Genomic DNA, 18138 nt, shown 5'->3' on the forward strand with positions numbered 1-18138 from the left:
CTGCGGCAGAGCCCTGACCGGCCCGTGGATCGAACGGGTGCGGTCGTGACCTGGCACCTTATCGATTGGCCAGCCGCAGCACGAAATCGTGCCCCTCATCGGCAATCGCCACCCGGCGGTTCCCTCAGGTCCTTGGCCCGGGCCGCGAGGTACTCGGCCCAGTCGCGTCGGGCGTAGGCGACCCAGCGGAGCGCGGTGTGGCGGTGCATCCCGGTCACGTCGGCGAGGATCGGGCTAGGAAGATCAGCAGCGAGGGCGGACAGCGCCCCGTTGCGCGCGGTGCGAACCAGGATGCCGTGCCGGTTGAGTTTCTGGGTCATGCCGTGCGTCGAGATCGGCTTGCCCGGGAAAAGCCACCGCGGGCCCTGGGTGGGCTCGCGAGAGCTGCTATGTCGCGGGCCATCCGGAGCATGATGGCAGCCAGTGGAGGCGATCGTCGCCGCCGCCCGCCCCGAGGACACCGAGGGGTGTTCACGAGTGGGGTTGACCAGTGCCTTCGGAGCTCTCTGGAGATCGTTCCCCGTGTGCGCGGTGATCGTTCCCCGTCCTCTCAAGGGTGCCGGTGATAAGCCTTGTTGGCGATGCGCCAGCTGTCGTCGACGTGGACCAGCAGGAAGACGTCGGTGAACGTGTCCGGACCGTGCGAGAGCGTCATGGTCGCGGTCGCGACGGTGCCGTGGACGTCGAGGGCGTCGATGCGGCGGGAGCGGGTCGGTTCGTCCGGGGCCGGCTGGCCTTGGAAGAGGGCGCAGTACTCGTCCAAGGGCCAGGAGACGAATGCGCCGTCGCGGACGCCCTCGATGTGGGCGGTGGGCAGGAACGCGGCGCGGAAGTGGGTGGGGTCGCCGGTGGAGTGTCCGCGGACGTAGGCGCGGAGTGGTTCGAGTACGGCGTCTGCTGCGGCGGGGGCTGTGGCGGCGAGGGCGATGTCGGCTTCGGAGTCGGCTGGGGTGTCGGCCAGGCCGACTGCGCTGCGCAAGGGGGTGTTGGACGCGGCCGCCAGCAAAGCCATGTCCTTGGCCAGCACGCCAATGGTGAATTCGGCCGGGACAGCGTCCGCCTGGTCGGCGAGGAAGGGTCGTTTGCGTGCCACGAGCCCGCCGAGCTGGCCGAGTTCGAGGGTATCCAGCACCTGGGCACGGGGCAGGTCGAGGGCGTCGGCTTGCCGTAGTGAGTCGCGCAGCGCGAGTACGGCGCCGGCGAGGCTGCTGTTGGCGATCAGTTTGAGGGCGGCGGCGGTGGCGGCGTCCTCGACACACCGCACGGTGCCCAGCGCTTCCAGTACCGGTCGGACTCGATCAAGCGCGTCTTGGTCGGCGGCGGCAAGGATCTGCAGGGCTCCGGCAGCGGCAGCCGGTACGGAGCCGAGCACGGGCGCGTGGATGTAGGCCGGGCCGAGTTGCCGGGCCAGCTCCGAGGCTTCGGCGGGGGCGATAGTGGTGGTGTTCAGCACCATCGCCCCCGCACGCAGGGAATCACGGACGTCGTCGAGGACCTGCTGGCAGGCGGGGCCGTCGAACAACGCCAGGAGCGCGAGGTCGGCCTTCGCCACGGCGTCGTTCGGATCACCGGTCGTCCTGACGGCGCCTGATGCGCGCCCGGAGCGTGTCCAGCCGACGACGTCCCAGCCCTGGGTGGCCAGTCGTGTCGCGATCGCCTCGCCCATACGCCCCAGGCCGAGGACGGCAATCGTGTGCGGTGTGGTCATGCGCGCCAGAGTGGTGCACCGCAAGGGCTGCGACAAGCGCAGATCATGCAGGCCAGCTCTGCGGAGCTCGCATACCGGCCGGGCATACTGGCGCCATGGAACTGACGGTGTGGCGAACCTTCGTGACCGTGTGCCGGCTCGGGTCGCTATCGGCGGCGGCCGCCGAGCTCCATCACACGCAGTCGGCGGTCTCCCGGCAGATCGCCGGGCTGGAGCGGCAGCTCGGCGTGCCCCTGATCGAGCGGCACGCGCGCGGTGTGCGCCCGACGCCTGCCGGCGAGGTGTTCCGGCACCACGCTCTGGCCACGCTCAGCGAGGCCGACCGCGCCGTACGTGCCGCACGGGAGGCCGGCGACGGGGCGTTCAACCGGCCGCTGACGGTCGGCGCGACACCTTCTCTTGCCACAGGGATCGTCCCCGAGGCCATCCGGGCCCTGCAAGAGGAGACCGGATCCATCCGGTGGAGCCTGCTCCCCGGCTTGAGCGCACAACTGCACCACCGTGTGACCACCGGCGAACTCGACGTTGCCGTCGTCACCGACGCACCGCCAGGGCTGCCCCATGACCCGCAGGTCGAACGCCGGTTCCTCGGGCTGGACGACATGGTCGTCGCACTGCCCGTCGACCATCCACAGGCCGGGCGCGGCCCGGTGGGCATGCGGACACTGGCCGACCAGACCTGGGTCGAGGACAACGACGGCTCGGCGGCACTCCTGCACCAGCACGCCGCCCGCGCCGGGGTCAGCGCCCGTATCGACCTGACCGCGGCCGATCTGCCCGGCAAGCTGGCCTTGGTCGCGACCGGCCACGCCATCGCGCTGATACCCCGGGTGCTGACGCGCGCACTGCGAACCGACATCATCACCGTGGGCCTCGTCGATCCTCCGACCCGCGCCATCTACACGATCACGCCACATCGCAGCCCTCACCCCTGCGCAGCGCCTCTGTTCGACCAGCTCGCCACAGCCTTCGCCTCAATCCGGTCGACCCACGCCACGCACCCGCCGACCGAGACGGACGCCCACCCTGCTGGGCCGGCGCTTCACGACGGCATCAAGGACTGACTTCCCCAACTGCCGGACACAGCTTGGCGATTGAGTGTCTGTGACGTCTGGCTTTGCCTACGATGCCTGGCGTCGCGCCTGTGGCGCTGTCGGGTTGGGGAGGTTCATTGTTCCCGGGAGTGGCGTCGACGTGGACAAGTTCACCCGGGCGGTCGCGTTCGTAGCGGCGTATGACACGGCCGGTGGCACGGTCCAGGTACGTGAGCCGGGCCAGACCGAAGCGGGTCAGGATGCGGTGGACGGCGGAGGGGACCAGGCCCAGGAGGTGGGCGATGCGGGCGGGTCCCCACCGGCGCAGGAGGCGGACCTTGATGACCCGCCGTTCGGTGCGGGTGGGTGTTTGGGTGCGGGCGACAGGAGCGGTCCACCATTCCGGCCTCGCCCAGGGCCCGGTAGCGGTTGGCCCATCGTTGGGCGGTGGTGGGCGAGACCTGGAAGCGTTCGGCGGCCCGGCGCAGGGTCCAGCCGTCCTCGATGACGCAGAGGGCCAGTCGCAGCCGGCCGGTCTCGGTCAGGGGTGCATTACGGTGGGGCACGAGGGCCTTTCTGGTCGCCGGTGCAGATGTCGCAATCCACACCAGGCCAGAAGGCCCTCACCCATTTCAAGATCCCTCAACCGAGACCTACCTCACCCGTCCACAACCTCCCGAGACAGAACAACTAGGGCGCGTATCGAGTCGTGATCAATTTGCGGGATGTGCCTTCGTGGCACGGTCCGGTCCGATAGACGGTCTTACGTGACGCGAGTGCAACTGACCGATCCGGATTGGGAGTTCATCGAGCCGTACCTGCCGATCGGCGAGTACGGCCCGTACCTCGAGCGACTGCGGCAGCAGTTCGAGGGCGTGATCTGGCGGTTCAAGACGGGCGGGCAGTGGCGGGAGATGCCGACGGAGTTCGGCGCCTGGTCGACCGTCCACAACCGCTTCCGGCAGTGGCGTGACGCTGGCGCCTTCGAGGCCCTGCTAGAGGGCCTGATCACGGAAGCCGCGAAGCGGGGTGAGGTGGACCTATCCCTGGTCAGCATCGACTCCACCACCGCCCGAGCCCCCCACGACGCAGCCGGGATGCACCTCGACGAGGACGTCGTCACCGCCCTGGAGAAAGCCGCGGCCGAGGAGGAGAGGGCCAGGTCAAAGGGAGCGGCCTCGAAGAGCAAAACGGGCAAGAGACCGAAAGTGATCCCGCGCTGGAAGAACGACGACGCATCCGGCGTCGGCGGAAACTCCGGCTGAAGGCCGCCCTCCTCGGACGTTCCAGAGGCGGGCAGACCAGCAAGGTCCACCTCGCCGCCGACCGCAAGTGCCGCCCGCTGGCGTTCATCCTGACCACAGGCCAGGCAGCGGACAGCCCGCAGTTCATCCCCGCCCTGAAGAAGGTACGGGTACGCGGGCCCGTCGGCCGACCCCGCATCCGGCCGGACGCGGTCGCCGGGGACAAGGCGTACTCGTCCCGCGGAAACCGCGCCCACCTGCGCAAACGCCGTATCAAGGCGGTCATCCCGGAGAAGAAGGGCTCCAGAGGTGGCCGACCCGTCAGCCACGACGCCGATCTCTACAAGGAGCGGAATACCGTCGAACGCCTGATCAACAAGCTCAAAGCATGGCGAGGCATCGCCACCCGATACGACGAGACTCCCGACAGCTACCTCGCCGGTATCCACCTGCGCGCCTCGATGATCTGGATCAAGGATCTCACGAGGACCACCCGATGATCACGACTCGATATGCCCCTAGGTGACGCGCTGAGGTGCCGGACGCCAAGGGTGGGCAGGAGTTGAGTCAACGGTCAACCAGCCGTGGACGCGGGGCTTCACCCGTGGATTCCGCGTCGGTGTCGTCGGTGCCGACCGGGCCGCGGGGAAGCATCCAGTCTAGCCACTTCGGCAGCCACCAGTTGGTCCGGCCGAGGAGTGTCATGGTCGCCGGTACCAGCACCATGCGTACGACCGTGGCGTCGATGAAGATCGCGGTGGCCAGGCCGAGCCCGAACATTTTGGTGGAGGGGTCCTCGGCGACGGCGAAGGACAGGAAGACCGCCACCATGATGAGGGCGGCCGAGGTGATGATCCGGGCGGTGCGCGAGACGCCCTCAACGATCGCCGTGCCGTTGTCGCCGGTGCGCAGGTACTCCTCGCGTACGCGGGAGAGGAGGAACACCTCGTAGTCCATCGACAGGCCGAACAGGATGGCGAAGAGGAACATCGGGATGAACGACACGATCGGAACCGTCGCTTCCAGCCCGATGAGTGCGCCTCCCCAGCCCCACTGGAAGACCGCGACCATGATGCCGTAGGCCGCGCCGATGCTCAGCAGATTCAGCAGTACCGCCTTGAGCGGTACGAGTATCGAGCGGAAGACCAGCATCAGCAGCAGGAACGACATCGCCAGCACAGCGGCGACGAACACCGGCAGGCGTTGGCTGGTGCGTTGGCCCACATCGGACAGGCTCGCGGCGGCGCCGCCGACGTGGGCCCTGGCCGGGCCGTGCCCGATCGCCGTGGGCAGCACGTCGGTGCGCAGCCGGGCGATGGTGTCGGCCGTGGCCTTGTCCTGAGGGCTGGTGGTCGGGAACACCACGAGGGTCGCGATGCCGGTGGCCCGATCGATGTGCGTCGGCGCGACGGATGCGATGCCCGGATCCGCCGCGACCGTTGCGACGAGTCGGTCCAGCACTCCCGGATCACCGGTGGGGTCCGCGGCGATGACGAGGGGACCGTTGGTGCCCGGGCCGAACCCCTCGGCGACGAGGTCGTAGGCCCGGCGCTCGGTACGGCTGTGGGACAGTGAGCCGTCGTCGGGCAGGCCGACGCGCAGGCCGAGCACGGGCAGCGTCGCGGTCAGCAGCAGCCCCGCCGCGCCGACCGCGTACGGCACCGGGTGCCGGCTGACGTGCCCGATCCAGCGACGCCACCCGGCGGCGTGGGCGGCGCCTGCCGCCGGGTCCCGCCGCCGTGCGAGTCGGCCCAGCTTCCTGGTCTGCAGAGCCCGGCCGATCCGGCCGGCCCGGGCCAGGCGCGGGCCCGCCGCGCCGAGGAAGGCCGGCAGCAGCGTCACCGACGCGAGCACCATCGTCAGGACGACGATCGAGACGGCAACCCCGCCCACCGTCATGAACGGCACGTTCGCGACCGCCAGGCCGAGGATCGACACGACGACGGTGCCGCCGGCGAAGACCACCGGCCGCCCCGCCGTTGCCACCGCTCGTCCGGCCGCCGCCTGCGGATCGAGCCCGCACGCGAGGTACTCCCGGTGCCTGGCGAGCACGAACAGCGCGTAGTCGATGCCTACTCCGAGCCCGACCATGCTGCCCAGGACCGGTGCGAAGGTGGGGACCTCTGTCACCCCCGCCAGTACCGTCATCGTGGCGACCCCAACGGTCAGCCCGAAGACCGCCATGCCGATCGGCAGCGCGGCGGCGATGAGCGAACCGAACGCCAGGAACAGGATCGCGGCCGCGGCGAGGAGGCCGATCAGCTCGCTTGCGCCGCCGTCGGGGTCGGAGAAGGCGTAGAAGAGGTTCCCGCCCATCTCGATGCGCAGCGGCAGCTCGGCGCGCAGCCGGTCGCCGAGATCGACGAGGGCGTCGAGGTCTTCGGCCGACAGCCGGCTCTGGTCGGGGTACTGCACCCGGACGACCGCGATCCGCCCGTCGGCCGAGACGAGGCCGCCGCGCACGGCGGTGTCCCCGCCCGTGTCGAGCGCCCCCGCCGGGTCGCTCGTGCCGAGCACGTGCGGCAGCCGCTTCACCTCGGCCCGCAGCCGCGTGAGAGCGGTGCGCGCGCCGTCGTCGTCGAAGAACGTCGCACCGTCGTCGAGGGGGGTGACGACCACTTGGGCGGTCATCCCCTCCTCGCCGGTGCCTGCCCGCTCGATCAGTTCTGCGGCCCGTCGGGAGTCCAGTCCCGGAGCGGTCATCGAGTCCGCGGTACCCCCGCCGAAGGCGACGGCGGCGAGGACGGCGAGCGTGGCGGCGATCAGCCATGCCGCGATCACCCGCCAGGGATGGCGGGCGGCGCTTGCGCCCAGGCGCAACAGGGCTTTCGAGAGCATCGGGTCCTCCAACCACCTCGTCGGCCGTCCTTGTACGGCCGCCGATGCCGAGGCTCGTCGCCACGGCGCTCCGCGGCATCGGCCCGCGGGCCGCGGATCCGTCGGCCCCGGGGCGGAGTGACGACCCGTCCTTTCGGCCGATGCGCGGCACGCCGCGGTCCCTAGGCTGAGAACCGTGCTCCGAGACGACCTGCGAACCCTGTGGACCGAACCCCGGCCGCCCGACGCGCCCGCCCGGGTGCGGCGGGACTGGGCGCTGCTCGCCGCGGGCCTTGCCGGTGTGGCGCTGGAGGCCACCCTGCGCGAGGACGTCGTGTGGCGGCCGGTGGCGGTGGTGTTCGCCGTATGGCTGTGCCTGCTGCCCCTGTGGCGCCGGACCCGCCCGCTGGCGATGGTGACGCTGGCGTTCGGCTCGGTGATCCTGCTTCAGGTGGCCTCGCTCGTCGCCGCACCGCACGAGCCCGTCGGCCTGGACACCGGCGCGGTCGTGCTCGTGCTGGTGTACGCGCTGCCCCGGTGGGGATCGGGACGCGAGATCGTGCTGGGCGGCGCGGTGATTGTCGCGGCCGGCGCGCTGTGTGTCGTCACGTACGAGACCCCGGTCGTCGATAAGGTCGTGGGCTTCGTCTTCCTGCTGCTGCCCGGCGTGGTCGGGGCTGCCGTGCGGTTCCGGGTGACCGCTCGCGAGCGGCAGTTGGAGCAGGTGCGCTCCCGCGAGCGCGAGCAGCTCGCCCGGGAACTGCACGACACGGTGGCCCACCACGTGTCGGCCATGGTGATCATCGCCCAGGCGGGCCGGGTGCTCGCGGGCACCGACCCGTCCGCCGCCGTCGAGGCGCTGGAGGGGGTCGAGGAGGAAGGGGCGCGCACGCTGGAGGAAATGCGCGCCATGGTCGCCGCGCTGCGCGACCGCGGGGTCGGCGCCGAGCTGGCGCCCCCTGCCGGAGTCGCGGATCTGGAGCGTCTGGTGCGCACCCCGGGTGGTCGCCTCAGGGTCGACCTGGGGCTCGACGGCGAACTGGACGCGCTGCCCCCGGCCGTGGACGCGGCCGTCTACCGGATCGTGCAGGAGTCGGTGACCAACGCGCTGCGCCATGCGGTCGACGCGACCGAGCTCGTCGTTCGGGTCGCCGCGGAACGGCACACGGTACGGGTGAGCGTGCGCGACAACGGCCGGCGCACCGGCCGGGGTCGCGACGGATACGGACTTACCGGACTGCGCGAGCGCGCGACCCTGCTCGGCGGCACACTACGAGCCGGACCGGGTACTGACCGGGGCTGGCATGTCGAAGCCGAACTGCCGAGAGCGAGGAGCGAGAGCGGTGTCCATTCGCGTCCTCGTCGCTGACGATCAGACGATCATCCGCACCGGGTTGCGGATCATGCTGAACGCCCAGCCCGGCATCGAGGTGGTCGGCGAGGCCGCCGACGGGCGGGAAGCGGTACGTCTGGCCCGCGAACTACGCCCCGACGTCTGCCTGTTCGACATCCGCATGCCCGTACTCGACGGGCTCGAGGCCACCCGGCTGGTCGCCGGCCCGGGCGTCGCCGACCCGCTGGCCGTGGTCGTCATCACCACGTTCGACCTCGACGAGTACGTCTACGGCTCACTGCGTGCCGGCGCCCGCGGATTCCTCCTCAAGGACACGGGACCGGACCTTCTGGCGCAGGCCGTACGGTCGGCGTCCGACGGTGAGGCGCTCATCGCGCCCAGCGTCACCGTCCGTCTGCTCCAGGCATTCGCGGACCTGCCCGCCGGCCGGCCCGTGGCCCAGCCGGTCTCCCCCGTCACCGCCCGCGAGGAGCAGGTGCTCCTCGCCGTCGCTCGCGGGCTGACCAACACCGAGATCGCCGATGCACTGCACATCAGCCTCAGCACGGTGAAGACGCATCTGGCCAGCCTGATGGCCAAACTCGGCGCCCGCAACCGGGTCGAGATCGCGATGTGGGCTTACGAAACGCGCCGTATCCTCCCCGGAACCTGAGCCTGGTGCCGCCATGTCCCATGAGTCCCCGCCCGGACATCAGTGCACCGGTCGGCTCACGTCGGCTCCACGTTCCTCACCCGCCCCAGAGCGTGACGTACCAGGAGGCCGGAACTGGGACGGTGAGACACCCGATACGACAAGACTCCCGACAGCTACCTCGCCAGTCCCCACCTGCACGCCTCGATGATCTGGATCAAAGACCTCACCAGGACCACCCGATGATCACGACTTGATACGCGCCCTAGTACTCCAGCAGGATTTCGCTGTCTGACTTGGTCTTTCGCCGGGTGGCGGGAGTGTAGTGGGACTTCGATCGCGTGGGGGCGGTCTCACGGAGACCGCTCCTCGATCGTGTGACAACGCCGCAGGTAGTGACAGCGGCGGGCGACTGTTTGGCGTCGGCGGCGCCAGTGAGACCAGCTCAGCGCGTGGTGTCGTCCGCGGTGTCCGCTCAGGTGCGGGGGCCGGGCACGACAAGCTGCCAGGAGTCGCCGAACCTCCGCCACTGTGAGCCCGATTGCCTCGGGTGTCTCACCGGTTCCGCCCCCTTTTCCCAGGGCTGGTGTGCCGTGGCGGCCAGGAAAGCGTGAGCGAGCATGGCCAGAGTGATGTGCCGATACCAGCCCGTGTAGCGGCGGACCTCGTACTGGTCCAGGCCGCATTCGTTCTTCGCGGCCTGGAAGCACTCTTCGATCGCCCAGCGCGCCCCGGCGACCCGCACCAGCTCCTGGACAGTGACCTGAAGGGGCGCGTAGGCGAGGTAGTAGGCCATCTCGTCGGGCTTGCTGATGTTGCGCCGGGTCAGTGCCCACCGCATCCGGTGGGGGACCTCGCCCTGATAGTCGGACTCGGCGACGGCCGGCAGCCGCACCGCTGCCCAGTGGTAGACGCGGGGCCCGTTCGCGCCGTCGCCGCAGGAGATCTTCTCCCACGCTTCGTGCGGGGCCTGCGTGAACAGGTCCTCGATCGGTGAACAGCCCACGCTGAAGTGGGACTTGGGGACGGCCGGTACGTAGCCGACACCCGACTGCTCCAGCAGCCGGCGGAATCGGTTGTCCTGACCGTAGGCGGAATCCGCGGTGATCCAGGTAATGGGCAGTGGCGAGGCGAGGGCCCGCAGCACCATGTGACGGGCGAGTTCGCCTTTGGTGGCGAACTCCCGCTCGTCGGGGACCTTTGCGGTGCGGCAGCGTTCCCGGTCCTCGGTCCAGGACTTCGGGAGGTAGAGCTCACGGTCGACCAGGGCCCGGCCGAGGGCGGAGGCGTAGGCGGCGAAGACGCCGATCTGGCAGTTCTCGGTCCGGCCGGCAGTTCCGGAGTACCGGCGCTGGACCCCGGCTGAGGTGGTGCCCTTCTTGATGAACCCGGTGTCGTCGATGATCAGCACGCCGCTGGTAGTGCTTTGTTAGCTGGTCTTGTCACGTTGGGTGGCTGGTAGTTCGCTGGTGGTATGAGGGCTGGGGAACTTGCTGCGTGTCGGGGCCGGTTGGAGGAGTTCGCCTCTGAGGTGTTCGCGCCGCTGGTGCGGCGGGATCAGCGGGCCAAGGGCGGGCTGTATCTGCGGGGGCTGTTGCTGGACGGGCGGCGGAAGTCGATGCAGCCGATGGCAGAGCGTCTGGGGATTGACCACCAGCAGCTGCAGCAGTTCATGACGTCCTCGACCTGGCCGGTGGACGAGGTCCGGGCCGGGCTGGCATGGCGGGCCGTGGCCGTGGTGCGGCCGCAGGTGTGGGTGGTGGACGACACCGGCTTTCCCAAGGACGGCGTCTCCTCGCCCGGGGTGGCCCGGCAGTATTCGGGCACCCTGGGCAAGGTCGGCAACTGCCAGATCGGCGTCAGCGTGCATGCTGCCTCCGATACCGCCTCGTGCCCTCTGTCGTGGCGGCTGTTCCTGCCCACCGCGTGGGACGGGCCCGCTGCGGCCGGCCGGCGTGAGCGCTGCCGCATCCCCGATACCGAGCACCACCGCGCGAAGTGGAAGCTCGCGCTGGAGATGCTCGATGAACTCGGCGGCATCGGCCTGCGGCCCGCCGTGCTGGTCGCGGACACCGGATACGGTGCGAACGCGGACTTCCGCCATGGCCTGGAAGACCGTGGGCTTGCCTACGTTCTTCAAGTGAAGGGCGAGATGACCGCCTACCCGGAAGCTGCCGAACCGCATCAGCCCGCCTATGGCGGGCTCGGGCCCAGACCTCTGCCGCGCTACCGCACCCGCCCGGTCTCCCTGCGGGAGCACGTCGGGGCCGCGGGACGTGGCCAGGGCCGGAGCGTGACCTGGCGCAAAGGCTCGAAAGCCGCGATGAGCTCGCACTTCGTGCTCTTGCGGGTCCGCCTCGCCGGCCGGCGGCCCAAACCGGCTGCGGACGGGACGATCCCTGTGGTCTGGCTGATCGCTCAGTGGCCCGAGGGCCAGGCAGAGCCGGTGAAGTACTGGATTGCGAACCTTCCCGCCAACATTCCCGCCCGCGATCTGGTCCGGCTCGCCAAGTCCCGGTGGCGGATCGAGCACGACTACCGCGAGCTAAAGACCGCCCTCGGGCTTGACCACTTCGAGGGCCGCTCGTTCACCGGCTGGCACCGCCACGTCACCCTCGTCACCGCAGCCCACTTATTCCTGACCGAACAGCGGACCTGCCCAAAAGCCCCTGCCAGGGCCTGACCCTCTACCAGGCCCTGGACCTGCTTCAACACCTCCTGGCCACCTGGACCGGCACCTGCCCCACCTGCCAGCAACCCACCCCATGGCAGCCCTACGACACCACCTAACAAAGCCCTACTAGAGTTCCTCGAGACGTGGCTCAGCTTTGGATCGCCGACGATGAAGCGCACCGAGCAGCCAATTTCTCATGGCGGCCCCGGTGCCGCGCGCTTCGTCGGCCAGGCAGCGGTAGCCGAACTCCGGGTCGTCACGGTGGGCGTCGAACAACACGTTGGCGCGATACGCCTCCGCGAGCACGGCGTCGGCCACCGGCTTGTCGAGCCAGCGATAGTAGGGCTGTCCGGCGAGCCTCAGGACCCGGCACGTCAGCGTGACGGGCACCCCGTCCCCCGGCCAGCTCCTTCACGAGCGGGTAGATCCTTTTCCCGGCAGATGTGCCTGCGACAAGTAGGCCGCGGCCCGGCACAGAACCTCGTTCTCCTGCTCCAGCAGCTTGATCCGCCGACGTGCATCCCGAAGTTCCGCGCTCTCCTGACTGGACGTTCCCGGCTTTGTCCCCTCGTCGATGTCCGCGCGACGCATCTACTTCCACAACGTCATCGCGTGGACTCCGAAGTCGGCAGCCACCTGCTCGACCGTCACACCCGGACCACGGTTCCTCGCGACCCGCACGACATCCTCGCGGAACTCTTCCGGATAAGGCCTGGGCACAGCGACATCCTTTCCACCCGCCCCACAGGGCAAGATGTCGCCCAATCGCGCAGACCCCCATGGCCGCCATCACCGAACGAGAAACCACGCTCTACCAGGCCAGAAAGCTGTCACTCACCGATGACACCCAACCACCGCCGCCACATACCCAGCTCACAGGCTGTCACGAGTCCCAGATGGCTCCGTAGGTGGGAATGCCCCGGCGTTCCAGGCCCTCGACCACCTGCCAGGTGAATCTCTTGTTGGAGATGCAGATGACGGCTTCGGCGTCAATGGCCCGGTACGCGCTGTACGCGAGCCCGAGGATGTCGGGCCTGCCCTGCGTGGCGGTGTCCCAGATGATCGCGTTCGGTTGCGCGCTGAGGATCTCGTCGACGAGCGTGTCTCCGAATGTCATACGGGGGCTGCGAACCACCCAGACGAGCCGCGCGGGCACCGCGGCGTTGCTCAGGTGGTAGAGGCAGGGGCCGATGCCGCTGCCGGTCGCCACGTAGACGACTCCTGTGAACAGGCTCTCGATCTTGGCGACGCCCGCGGTGGGGATGCCCCTGACCCACACGTGTGAAGGGGGGTTGTCGATGAACGAGCCGGTCCAGTCCCCAGCCCGCGAGACGGCGAGGCGGAAGCCAGACTCCCCGGCGGGCGGCAGGTTGGCGAAGGTGTGCCATTCGAGGAGCGGGCTGCGGCTCATCGCCGTGGCGGAACCGGCCCACGTGCTCACGCCGTGGTCGAAGTGGACGAGAGCCAGGTGCGAGGAGGGGCGTTCCACGGTGACCGGTACCCTGCGCAGGCGCAGCCATGGCAGGGCGACGCTGGCTGTGGACACCCCGAGTATCCACAGACCGGGTGCGGAGACGTTCTGGGCGCTCTGCGCCCAGACGAGCACCAGCGCCGTCCAGCCGCCGAACCGGTGCGTCCGCTCGAAGAGGTCGTGGAACCGGGCGCGTATCCGCGGCAGGGCCGTGATCACCATGAGGATCAGCACCCCGGCGAAGGCGAACGACACGGAGAGCGTCCAGGTGTCCACCTGCTCGGCGTCATGGGCGAGCGCGCCGGTGAGGGCAAGGGACCAGGCGGTGCCGGCGATGGCGCCGCCGATGTGCAGCCCTCCGTAGTGGTAGATCTTGCCGAGCGTCCAGCGGATCTTCAGGGGCCACCGTGTGGGCGCGGCGGACGCGACGCGGAACAGCAGGTTGATGACGTACTGCTGGCGGATCAGGATGGCGAGCGCGAAGTTGATCAATGCCGCGTAGGCGAGCGTGCCCGTGCTGAGGCCGTGGCGGGTGAGGTGGTGGAGGGCGTACGCGAGGTTCGCGACGATCACAAGCGCGGCCAGCCGGTTGTGGTGCGTGAACCGCCGGTGCCTGAGCGACCGCCGCAACGGTGCCATGAGCGGGGGCAGTTCCGCGTCGCTGTCGTGCGGGGGAGCCTGATCGCCGGGGGCGTGCCGGCCGGTGTCGGGGTGGTCGCCGGTGCGGGGGGCTCGACATGTGGATGTCATGGCTTCACGCCACCTGTTCCGAGCGGAGACCGGCCCACCACCGCTTCCGGCCTTGTCGCCAAGACCGGCCCCAGGTGTCGGCGAAGGTGACCTCCGATACGGGGAGCCGGTTTCCGGGTGAGGTGGCCTGGTGTACCGGATAGCCGAGGGGAATGACGGCCGCTGGGACAGCCGCTTCGGGGATGCCGAGAATGCGCCGCAGCTGATCGCCGCTGCTGCTTCCCGTGGTTGAGAGGCCTGTGATGCTGTCGACAGCGTGGACCGTGGTGAGGGTCGCCCCCAGTCCCACGGCTCTGGCGCTGAGTAGCAGGTTTTGCACGGCAGGGTAGATGGAGGCACCGCCGAAGAAGTCGGCGGGGTTGCGCGGGATCGGCAGGAAGCACGGCACGATCAACACCGGTGCCTCGGTGAAGTGGTCCGCAAGGCACTGGGCGGCCTCCGTCTGGGCCGCGCTCTCCGCTGCCCGCCCATCGTCGAGTCGGTCGGCCCGGGCTGTGTGGCGGGCGAGCGTCGCTTGGTACCAGCGCGCGATCTCGGCGCGGAGTCCCGGTTCGCGCACCACGACGAAGCGCCAGGGCTGCCGGTTCTTGCCCGATCCCGCCTGGGCGGCGTGCCACAGCACGAACTCGATCAACTCGTCCGGTATGTCGTCGGGCAGGAACCGGCGCACCGATCTGAGTGTGCGCAGACACGCGGACACCGCCCGCACCTCGTCGGGCGCGAGCGCGGTCGGCCCAAGGGGCAGCGAATCGAACATGTACAGGCTCCTCAGTCGGCCGTGCGGTGGGGGCCCTCGGCGGGTACGAGGAAGTGGGCGACGCTGCGCAGCTTTTCGCAGCTCTCCTGGAATTCCCGTCGAGGGTCGGAGCCGGCGGTAACTCCGGCGCCGGCCTGGAGCCAGCTTCGTGCGCCTCGCTGGAAGACCGTCCGCAGCGCGAGAGCCGCATCCAGACCGCCGTGGGAGTCACAGGTGATCACGGCTCCGCCGTAGAGACCGCGGTCGCGGCCTTCCAGGCGCCGGATGGTGTCGAGGGCGGCCGGACGTGGCACCCCCGTCGCCGCGGCGGCGGGGAACAGGGCGCGCAGCGCGGCCCACGGTTCCATGTGCTCGGCCAGCCGACCGCGCAGTGTCGAGGCCAGATGCTGCACGCTGCCGCGCCGTACGACCCGCATGAACCGGGTGACCACGGCCGACTCGGGCGCGCAGACCGCCGCGAAGTCGGTCAGGGCGTCGGCTACGGTGATGGCGTGCTCGTGGATCTCTTTGGCGTCGCCCAGCAACTGGTCGCGCAGGGCATCGGTCGTGTCCGGGTCCTCGCTGACGGCGCGGGTGCCCGCGAGGACATGAGTGGTGATGACCCGCCCGTCGATCTCGACGACGGTCTCCGGGCTGAAGCCGGCGGCGCGCAGGCCCCCCAGGTCGAACAGGTAGGACCGCGCCGGGGTGTTGCCCGCCCGGCCCAGCTCGTAGGTGGCCGCCAGGTCGATGTGCTCCGGCACCTCGACCTGACGGGAGACGATGACCTTCCGCAGCGTGGAGGACTTGATCTCGGTGATGGCCCGGCTGACGAGTTCCCGGTAGGAGGCGTCGTCGTCTGCAAGGCCGAGGGGGAACCAGTCGGCGGCGTCGGTATCGGTGTCCGGGGGCGGGTCCGGGAACTCTTCAAGCAGTATTTCGGCCAGCCGGTCGAGGGTGTCGGCGTCGGTGGCGCGCAACGCCGCGTGGCTGGCCGTGAGCCGTACTTCAACCCGCGGGACTGCCAAGCACAGCTGAGGTGTCTCGGCCAGCGCCGTGGTGCCCAGTTCGAAGGCGAGCCAGCCGAAGGCCCGCCAGTCCTGGACAGGGCTGGCGTCGAGGAGCCGTGTGATGGCGGCCATGTCGAAGGGCCCGTCCGGCGCCTGTTCCGGCTCGGCGGCCGGGCCTCGCGAGTCCACGCCGGCACCCTGGACATGGAGGCCCCGGCGGTCTGCGGTGATCTTCAGCAGAGAGCCGCCGGCGTAGGTCCAGCAGCCGTCGCTCTCGTACAGCACGTAGTCCGCGAGACCAACCTGACGGACGAGCCGCATCGCCGCCGCCAGGGGAGTGAGCCCGGATGGCAGGGACTGCTCGCGTTCGAGATAACGCATCACCGCTCCACCGCCGCGGCGGCGGGCGCACTGGCCGGGGCATCGGCCTCGTGGGGGTCGACGCCGCTGTCGGCGATCTCCCGCAACGCCACCTTGTCGATCTTTCCGGTGGCGGTGAGAGGGATCTCGTCGATCAGGCGCAGGACTTCCGGATGCTTGTAGCGGGCGACCCCGAGGCGGGTCAACGCCGCGCCGATGCCCGCCACTGTGACGACGGCCCCGTCGGTCGCCACCACACAGGCACAGACCCGTTCACCCGTCTCGGCGTCGGTCGCGGCGACGACTGCGGCCTTGTCGATCTCCGGCAGCTCGTGCAGGAGGTCCTCGATCTCCAGGGCGGATATCTTCTCGCCACCCCGGTTGATCACGTCCTTGATGCGGCCCTCGACCACCAGGTTCCCGGTCGGGTGGATCCGTACGAGGTCGCCCGTCCGGAACCAGCCGTGGGCGAAGGCCTCCGCGTTGGCAGCGGGGGCCCGGTGGTAACCGCCGAAGATCCCTGGTCCGCGCACCAGGAGCTCGCCCGTTCCACCCGCCGTGACGTCATGGCCGTTCCAATCCACGACGCGCAGTTCGTCGTACGGGGTGAGCGGCCGCCCCTGGGTTCCCTGGACGATCTCCGGGGCGTCTTCGAGCCGGGTGAAGTTCAGCATGCCTTCGGACATCCCGTAGACCTGCTGCACCTCGCAGCCGAGAACGGGCCCGACGAGCGCCGCCTGCGCCGCCGAGAGCCGCGCGCCGCCCACCTGGAGCAAGCGCAGACTGGAGAGATCCCACTGCTCCCGGTCGTACTCCCGCAGCCAGCGGTGGACGACGCTCGGCACGACCGCGGTGATGGTCACCTGGTGTCGCTGCACCGCCTCGAAGGCCACGTCGGGCCGGGGCGAAGGGGCCACCACGCATCGGCCGCCGGCGAGCAGAGTGCCCAGCAGGCCTGGGCAGCCGAGGGGGAATGTGTGTGCCAGCGGTAGCACCGCGAGGCAGACCGAGTCCGCGTCGAGCCCGGCGTGCTCAGCACTGTTCCGAACGACGTAGAGGTAGTCACGATGGGTCCGGGGCACGACCTTCGGGCTGCCCGTGGTGCCCCCGGACATGAGGAACATGGCCGTCCGCTCCGGGTCCGCGACCGCGGGCAGCTCGGTGAGATCACCCGCGAACAGGGCGTGGACGTCGTGGTCGTCGTCGACGTCGCCCCCCACCACGAAGACGCGTCGGACCGTGGGAGCGGCCTCCTGGACCTGTCGGGCGAGGCCCACATGATCGAACCCGGTGGCCTCGCCGTCGACGATCAACGCGACGGCGCCGATGTGCTTGCTGATCCGGCTCAGCTCGTGCCGTCGATGAGCCGCGAGGACCAGTGCAGGGACGACGCCGGCCTTCATGCACCCCAAGAGGACCGGGACGAACTCCCATCGGTTGGGCAGCTGCACGACGACCCCGTCGCCGGGGCGCAGCCCCGCTCGAATCAGTCCGCTCGCGAACCCGGCGGCCATGCGGACCAGCTCGGAGTACGTGAGGTCTCGGGTTCCGGCGACGAGGGCAACCCGGTCGCCGTGGCGGAGGGACACCTCTTCGACGGCCTGATGCACGGTCACCGCAGCCGTCATCGTCGCACTCCCCGAGTGCTGCCGTGCCGTGAGTCACCGAGACCCGAGCACGGTCGGGAGGTTCCTGATCGGGCGATGCTTGTCATTACCTGCGCCGTCCTTCTCTCGTCATCGCGTGCGCGGTCAGCGGCACGCCACAGGCCTCAGCAGCGCGCACCTGGCGTGAAGCCAGACGCGGTGCGCCTTTCGAACCGCGTCTACGCGGGGGGGTTCGGAAGGGTTCACTCCGCATTCGTCTGCGAGACAGCGGGGGTGGTTCCACACCTTGTTGCCGTCGGCGACCCGTACGGCGTGCCTGTGTATTCGGGCAGCGATACAACGGGTTGCCGGCAAAACGAGGAGCGGCGCTGCGTGCGGCTGCTGACGGACACCGCGCGGTGCGGATGTTCGCCGTATCCGCCCGGGACCAGGGGATTCACCCCAATCCCGAAACGGTGGGCAGTAGAGCGGACCTACCGTTGGCTGATGCTCCACCGGCGTCTGGCCCGCGACTACGAAACCCTGCCTACCCGCTCCGAAGCCGTGATCCACATCGCCATGACCGACCCCATGGCCCGCCGCCTCACCGGCGAGAACACGATCTCCTGGCACGACCCGAAAATGACCGCCAATCAACTCATCCCAGGATGAAACATCGGACGAAAACGACCTGTGAGAAGCCGGTACCCACCCACCCACGTGGGAGGCACCGGCTTCTCGCAGGTTCGAACGCTAAGGCCTA

At 69.7% G+C, this 18138-nt stretch carries 14 protein-coding genes and 3 pseudogenes; 6 read left to right on the top strand and 11 right to left on the bottom strand.

What is annotated here, in order from left to right:
* Positions 1-95: 95 nt before the first annotated feature.
* Together ACTWOL_RS35255 and ACTWOL_RS35260 are read right to left on the bottom strand one after the other, a co-directional pair.
* Positions 96-320, bottom strand: coding sequence for a hypothetical protein (locus ACTWOL_RS35255; protein WP_474300969.1), 225 nt, complete (start codon positions 318-320; stop codon positions 96-98).
* A gap of 230 nt (positions 321-550) precedes the next feature.
* A complete protein-coding gene (locus ACTWOL_RS35260; protein WP_474300970.1) occupies positions 551-1708 on the bottom strand; it encodes a nuclear transport factor 2 family protein in 1158 nt (385 codons plus the stop codon).
* 95 nt (positions 1709-1803) lie between these two features.
* Here ACTWOL_RS35260 and ACTWOL_RS35265 point away from each other — a divergent pair, with 95 nt between their 5' ends.
* A complete protein-coding gene (locus tag ACTWOL_RS35265; RefSeq protein WP_474300971.1) occupies positions 1804-2772 on the top strand; it encodes a LysR family transcriptional regulator in 969 nt (322 codons plus the stop codon).
* 124 nt (positions 2773-2896) lie between these two features.
* On the opposite strand, the pseudogene ACTWOL_RS35270 reads toward ACTWOL_RS35265, so the two are convergent.
* A pseudogene (locus ACTWOL_RS35270) lies at positions 2897-3308 on the bottom strand (helix-turn-helix domain-containing protein); the annotation flags it as partial.
* A 201-nt stretch (positions 3309-3509) separates the two neighbouring features.
* Here ACTWOL_RS35270 and ACTWOL_RS35275 point away from each other — a divergent pair.
* A pseudogene (locus ACTWOL_RS35275) lies at positions 3510-4486 on the top strand (IS5 family transposase).
* A gap of 67 nt (positions 4487-4553) precedes the next feature.
* Here the strand turns inward: ACTWOL_RS35275 and ACTWOL_RS35280 are convergent.
* Positions 4554-6824 (bottom strand): MMPL family transporter, encoded by a 2271-nt coding sequence (locus tag ACTWOL_RS35280; RefSeq protein ID WP_474300972.1) that lies wholly within the window; start codon positions 6822-6824, stop codon positions 4554-4556.
* A gap of 175 nt (positions 6825-6999) precedes the next feature.
* Here ACTWOL_RS35280 and ACTWOL_RS35285 point away from each other — a divergent pair, with 175 nt between their 5' ends.
* Entirely contained in the window at positions 7000-8172 is a 1173-nt protein-coding gene (locus tag ACTWOL_RS35285; protein WP_474300973.1) for a sensor histidine kinase, read from the top strand.
* Positions 8147-8809: a response regulator gene (locus tag ACTWOL_RS35290; RefSeq protein WP_150497990.1), complete on the top strand. Its 663-nt coding sequence runs from the start codon at positions 8147-8149 to the stop codon at positions 8807-8809. The genes ACTWOL_RS35285 and ACTWOL_RS35290 overlap by 26 nt, the downstream gene beginning before the upstream one ends.
* A gap of 454 nt (positions 8810-9263) precedes the next feature.
* Here the strand turns inward: ACTWOL_RS35290 and ACTWOL_RS35295 are convergent, their stop codons facing one another.
* Positions 9264-10199: an IS701 family transposase gene (locus ACTWOL_RS35295; RefSeq protein ID WP_474300975.1), complete on the bottom strand. Its 936-nt coding sequence runs from the start codon at positions 10197-10199 to the stop codon at positions 9264-9266.
* Between the two features lie 63 nt (positions 10200-10262).
* On the opposite strand from ACTWOL_RS35295, the gene ACTWOL_RS35300 reads away from it, so the two are divergent.
* Positions 10263-11471: an IS701 family transposase gene (locus ACTWOL_RS35300; protein ID WP_474300976.1), complete on the top strand. Its 1209-nt coding sequence runs from the start codon at positions 10263-10265 to the stop codon at positions 11469-11471.
* Positions 11472-11588: 117 nt separating this feature from the next.
* Here ACTWOL_RS35300 and ACTWOL_RS35305 read toward each other — a convergent pair whose 3' ends face one another.
* The 6 genes from ACTWOL_RS35305 to ACTWOL_RS35330 all read right to left on the bottom strand — a co-directional run bounded on the left by ACTWOL_RS35305 (position 11589) and on the right by ACTWOL_RS35330 (position 17417).
* Positions 11589-11852 carry a hypothetical protein gene (locus ACTWOL_RS35305; protein WP_474300977.1) on the bottom strand — a complete coding sequence of 88 codons (264 nt, stop codon included), beginning with the start codon at positions 11850-11852 and terminating at the stop codon, positions 11589-11591.
* Positions 11853-12053: 201 nt separating this feature from the next.
* Positions 12054-12182 (bottom strand): transposase, encoded by a 129-nt coding sequence (locus ACTWOL_RS35310; RefSeq protein ID WP_474300978.1) that lies wholly within the window; start codon positions 12180-12182, stop codon positions 12054-12056.
* Positions 12183-12345: 163 nt separating this feature from the next.
* Positions 12346-13683 carry a ferredoxin reductase domain-containing protein gene (locus ACTWOL_RS35315; RefSeq protein ID WP_474300979.1) on the bottom strand — a complete coding sequence of 446 codons (1338 nt, stop codon included), beginning with the start codon at positions 13681-13683 and terminating at the stop codon, positions 12346-12348.
* A gap of 4 nt (positions 13684-13687) precedes the next feature.
* Entirely contained in the window at positions 13688-14440 is a 753-nt protein-coding gene (locus tag ACTWOL_RS35320) for a nitroreductase family protein (RefSeq protein ID WP_474300980.1), read from the bottom strand.
* A gap of 11 nt (positions 14441-14451) precedes the next feature.
* A complete protein-coding gene (locus ACTWOL_RS35325) occupies positions 14452-15810 on the bottom strand; it encodes a salicylate synthase (RefSeq protein WP_474300981.1) in 1359 nt (452 codons plus the stop codon).
* Positions 15810-17417, bottom strand: coding sequence for a (2,3-dihydroxybenzoyl)adenylate synthase (locus tag ACTWOL_RS35330; protein ID WP_474300982.1), 1608 nt, complete (start codon positions 17415-17417; stop codon positions 15810-15812). Before ACTWOL_RS35330 ends, ACTWOL_RS35325 begins: the two co-directional genes overlap by 1 nt.
* Before the next feature lie 399 nt (positions 17418-17816).
* On the opposite strand from ACTWOL_RS35330, the pseudogene ACTWOL_RS35335 reads away from it, so the two are divergent.
* Positions 17817-17981: pseudogene (locus ACTWOL_RS35335) on the top strand (transposase); the annotation flags it as partial.
* Positions 17982-18138 lie beyond the last annotated feature (157 nt).

The organism is Micromonospora sp. IBHARD003 (genome assembly GCF_056106285.1).

Excerpts from the sequence above, each read along its gene's own strand:
- ACTWOL_RS35255 (WP_474300969.1), bottom strand. The coding sequence starts at position 320 with ATGACCCAGAAACTCAACCGGCACGGCATCCTGGTTCGCACCGCGCGC.
- ACTWOL_RS35260 (WP_474300970.1), bottom strand. The coding sequence starts at position 1,708 with ATGACCACACCGCACACGATTGCCGTCCTCGGCCTGGGGCGTATGGGC.
- ACTWOL_RS35265 (WP_474300971.1), top strand. The coding sequence starts at position 1,804 with ATGGAACTGACGGTGTGGCGAACCTTCGTGACCGTGTGCCGGCTCGGG.
- ACTWOL_RS35280 (WP_474300972.1), bottom strand. The coding sequence starts at position 6,824 with ATGCTCTCGAAAGCCCTGTTGCGCCTGGGCGCAAGCGCCGCCCGCCAT.
- ACTWOL_RS35300 (WP_474300976.1), top strand. The coding sequence starts at position 10,263 with ATGAGGGCTGGGGAACTTGCTGCGTGTCGGGGCCGGTTGGAGGAGTTC.
- ACTWOL_RS35315 (WP_474300979.1), bottom strand. The coding sequence starts at position 13,683 with ATGACATCCACATGTCGAGCCCCCCGCACCGGCGACCACCCCGACACC.
- ACTWOL_RS35320 (WP_474300980.1), bottom strand. The coding sequence starts at position 14,440 with ATGTTCGATTCGCTGCCCCTTGGGCCGACCGCGCTCGCGCCCGACGAG.
- ACTWOL_RS35325 (WP_474300981.1), bottom strand. The coding sequence starts at position 15,810 with ATGCGTTATCTCGAACGCGAGCAGTCCCTGCCATCCGGGCTCACTCCC.
- ACTWOL_RS35330 (WP_474300982.1), bottom strand. The coding sequence starts at position 17,417 with ATGACGGCTGCGGTGACCGTGCATCAGGCCGTCGAAGAGGTGTCCCTC.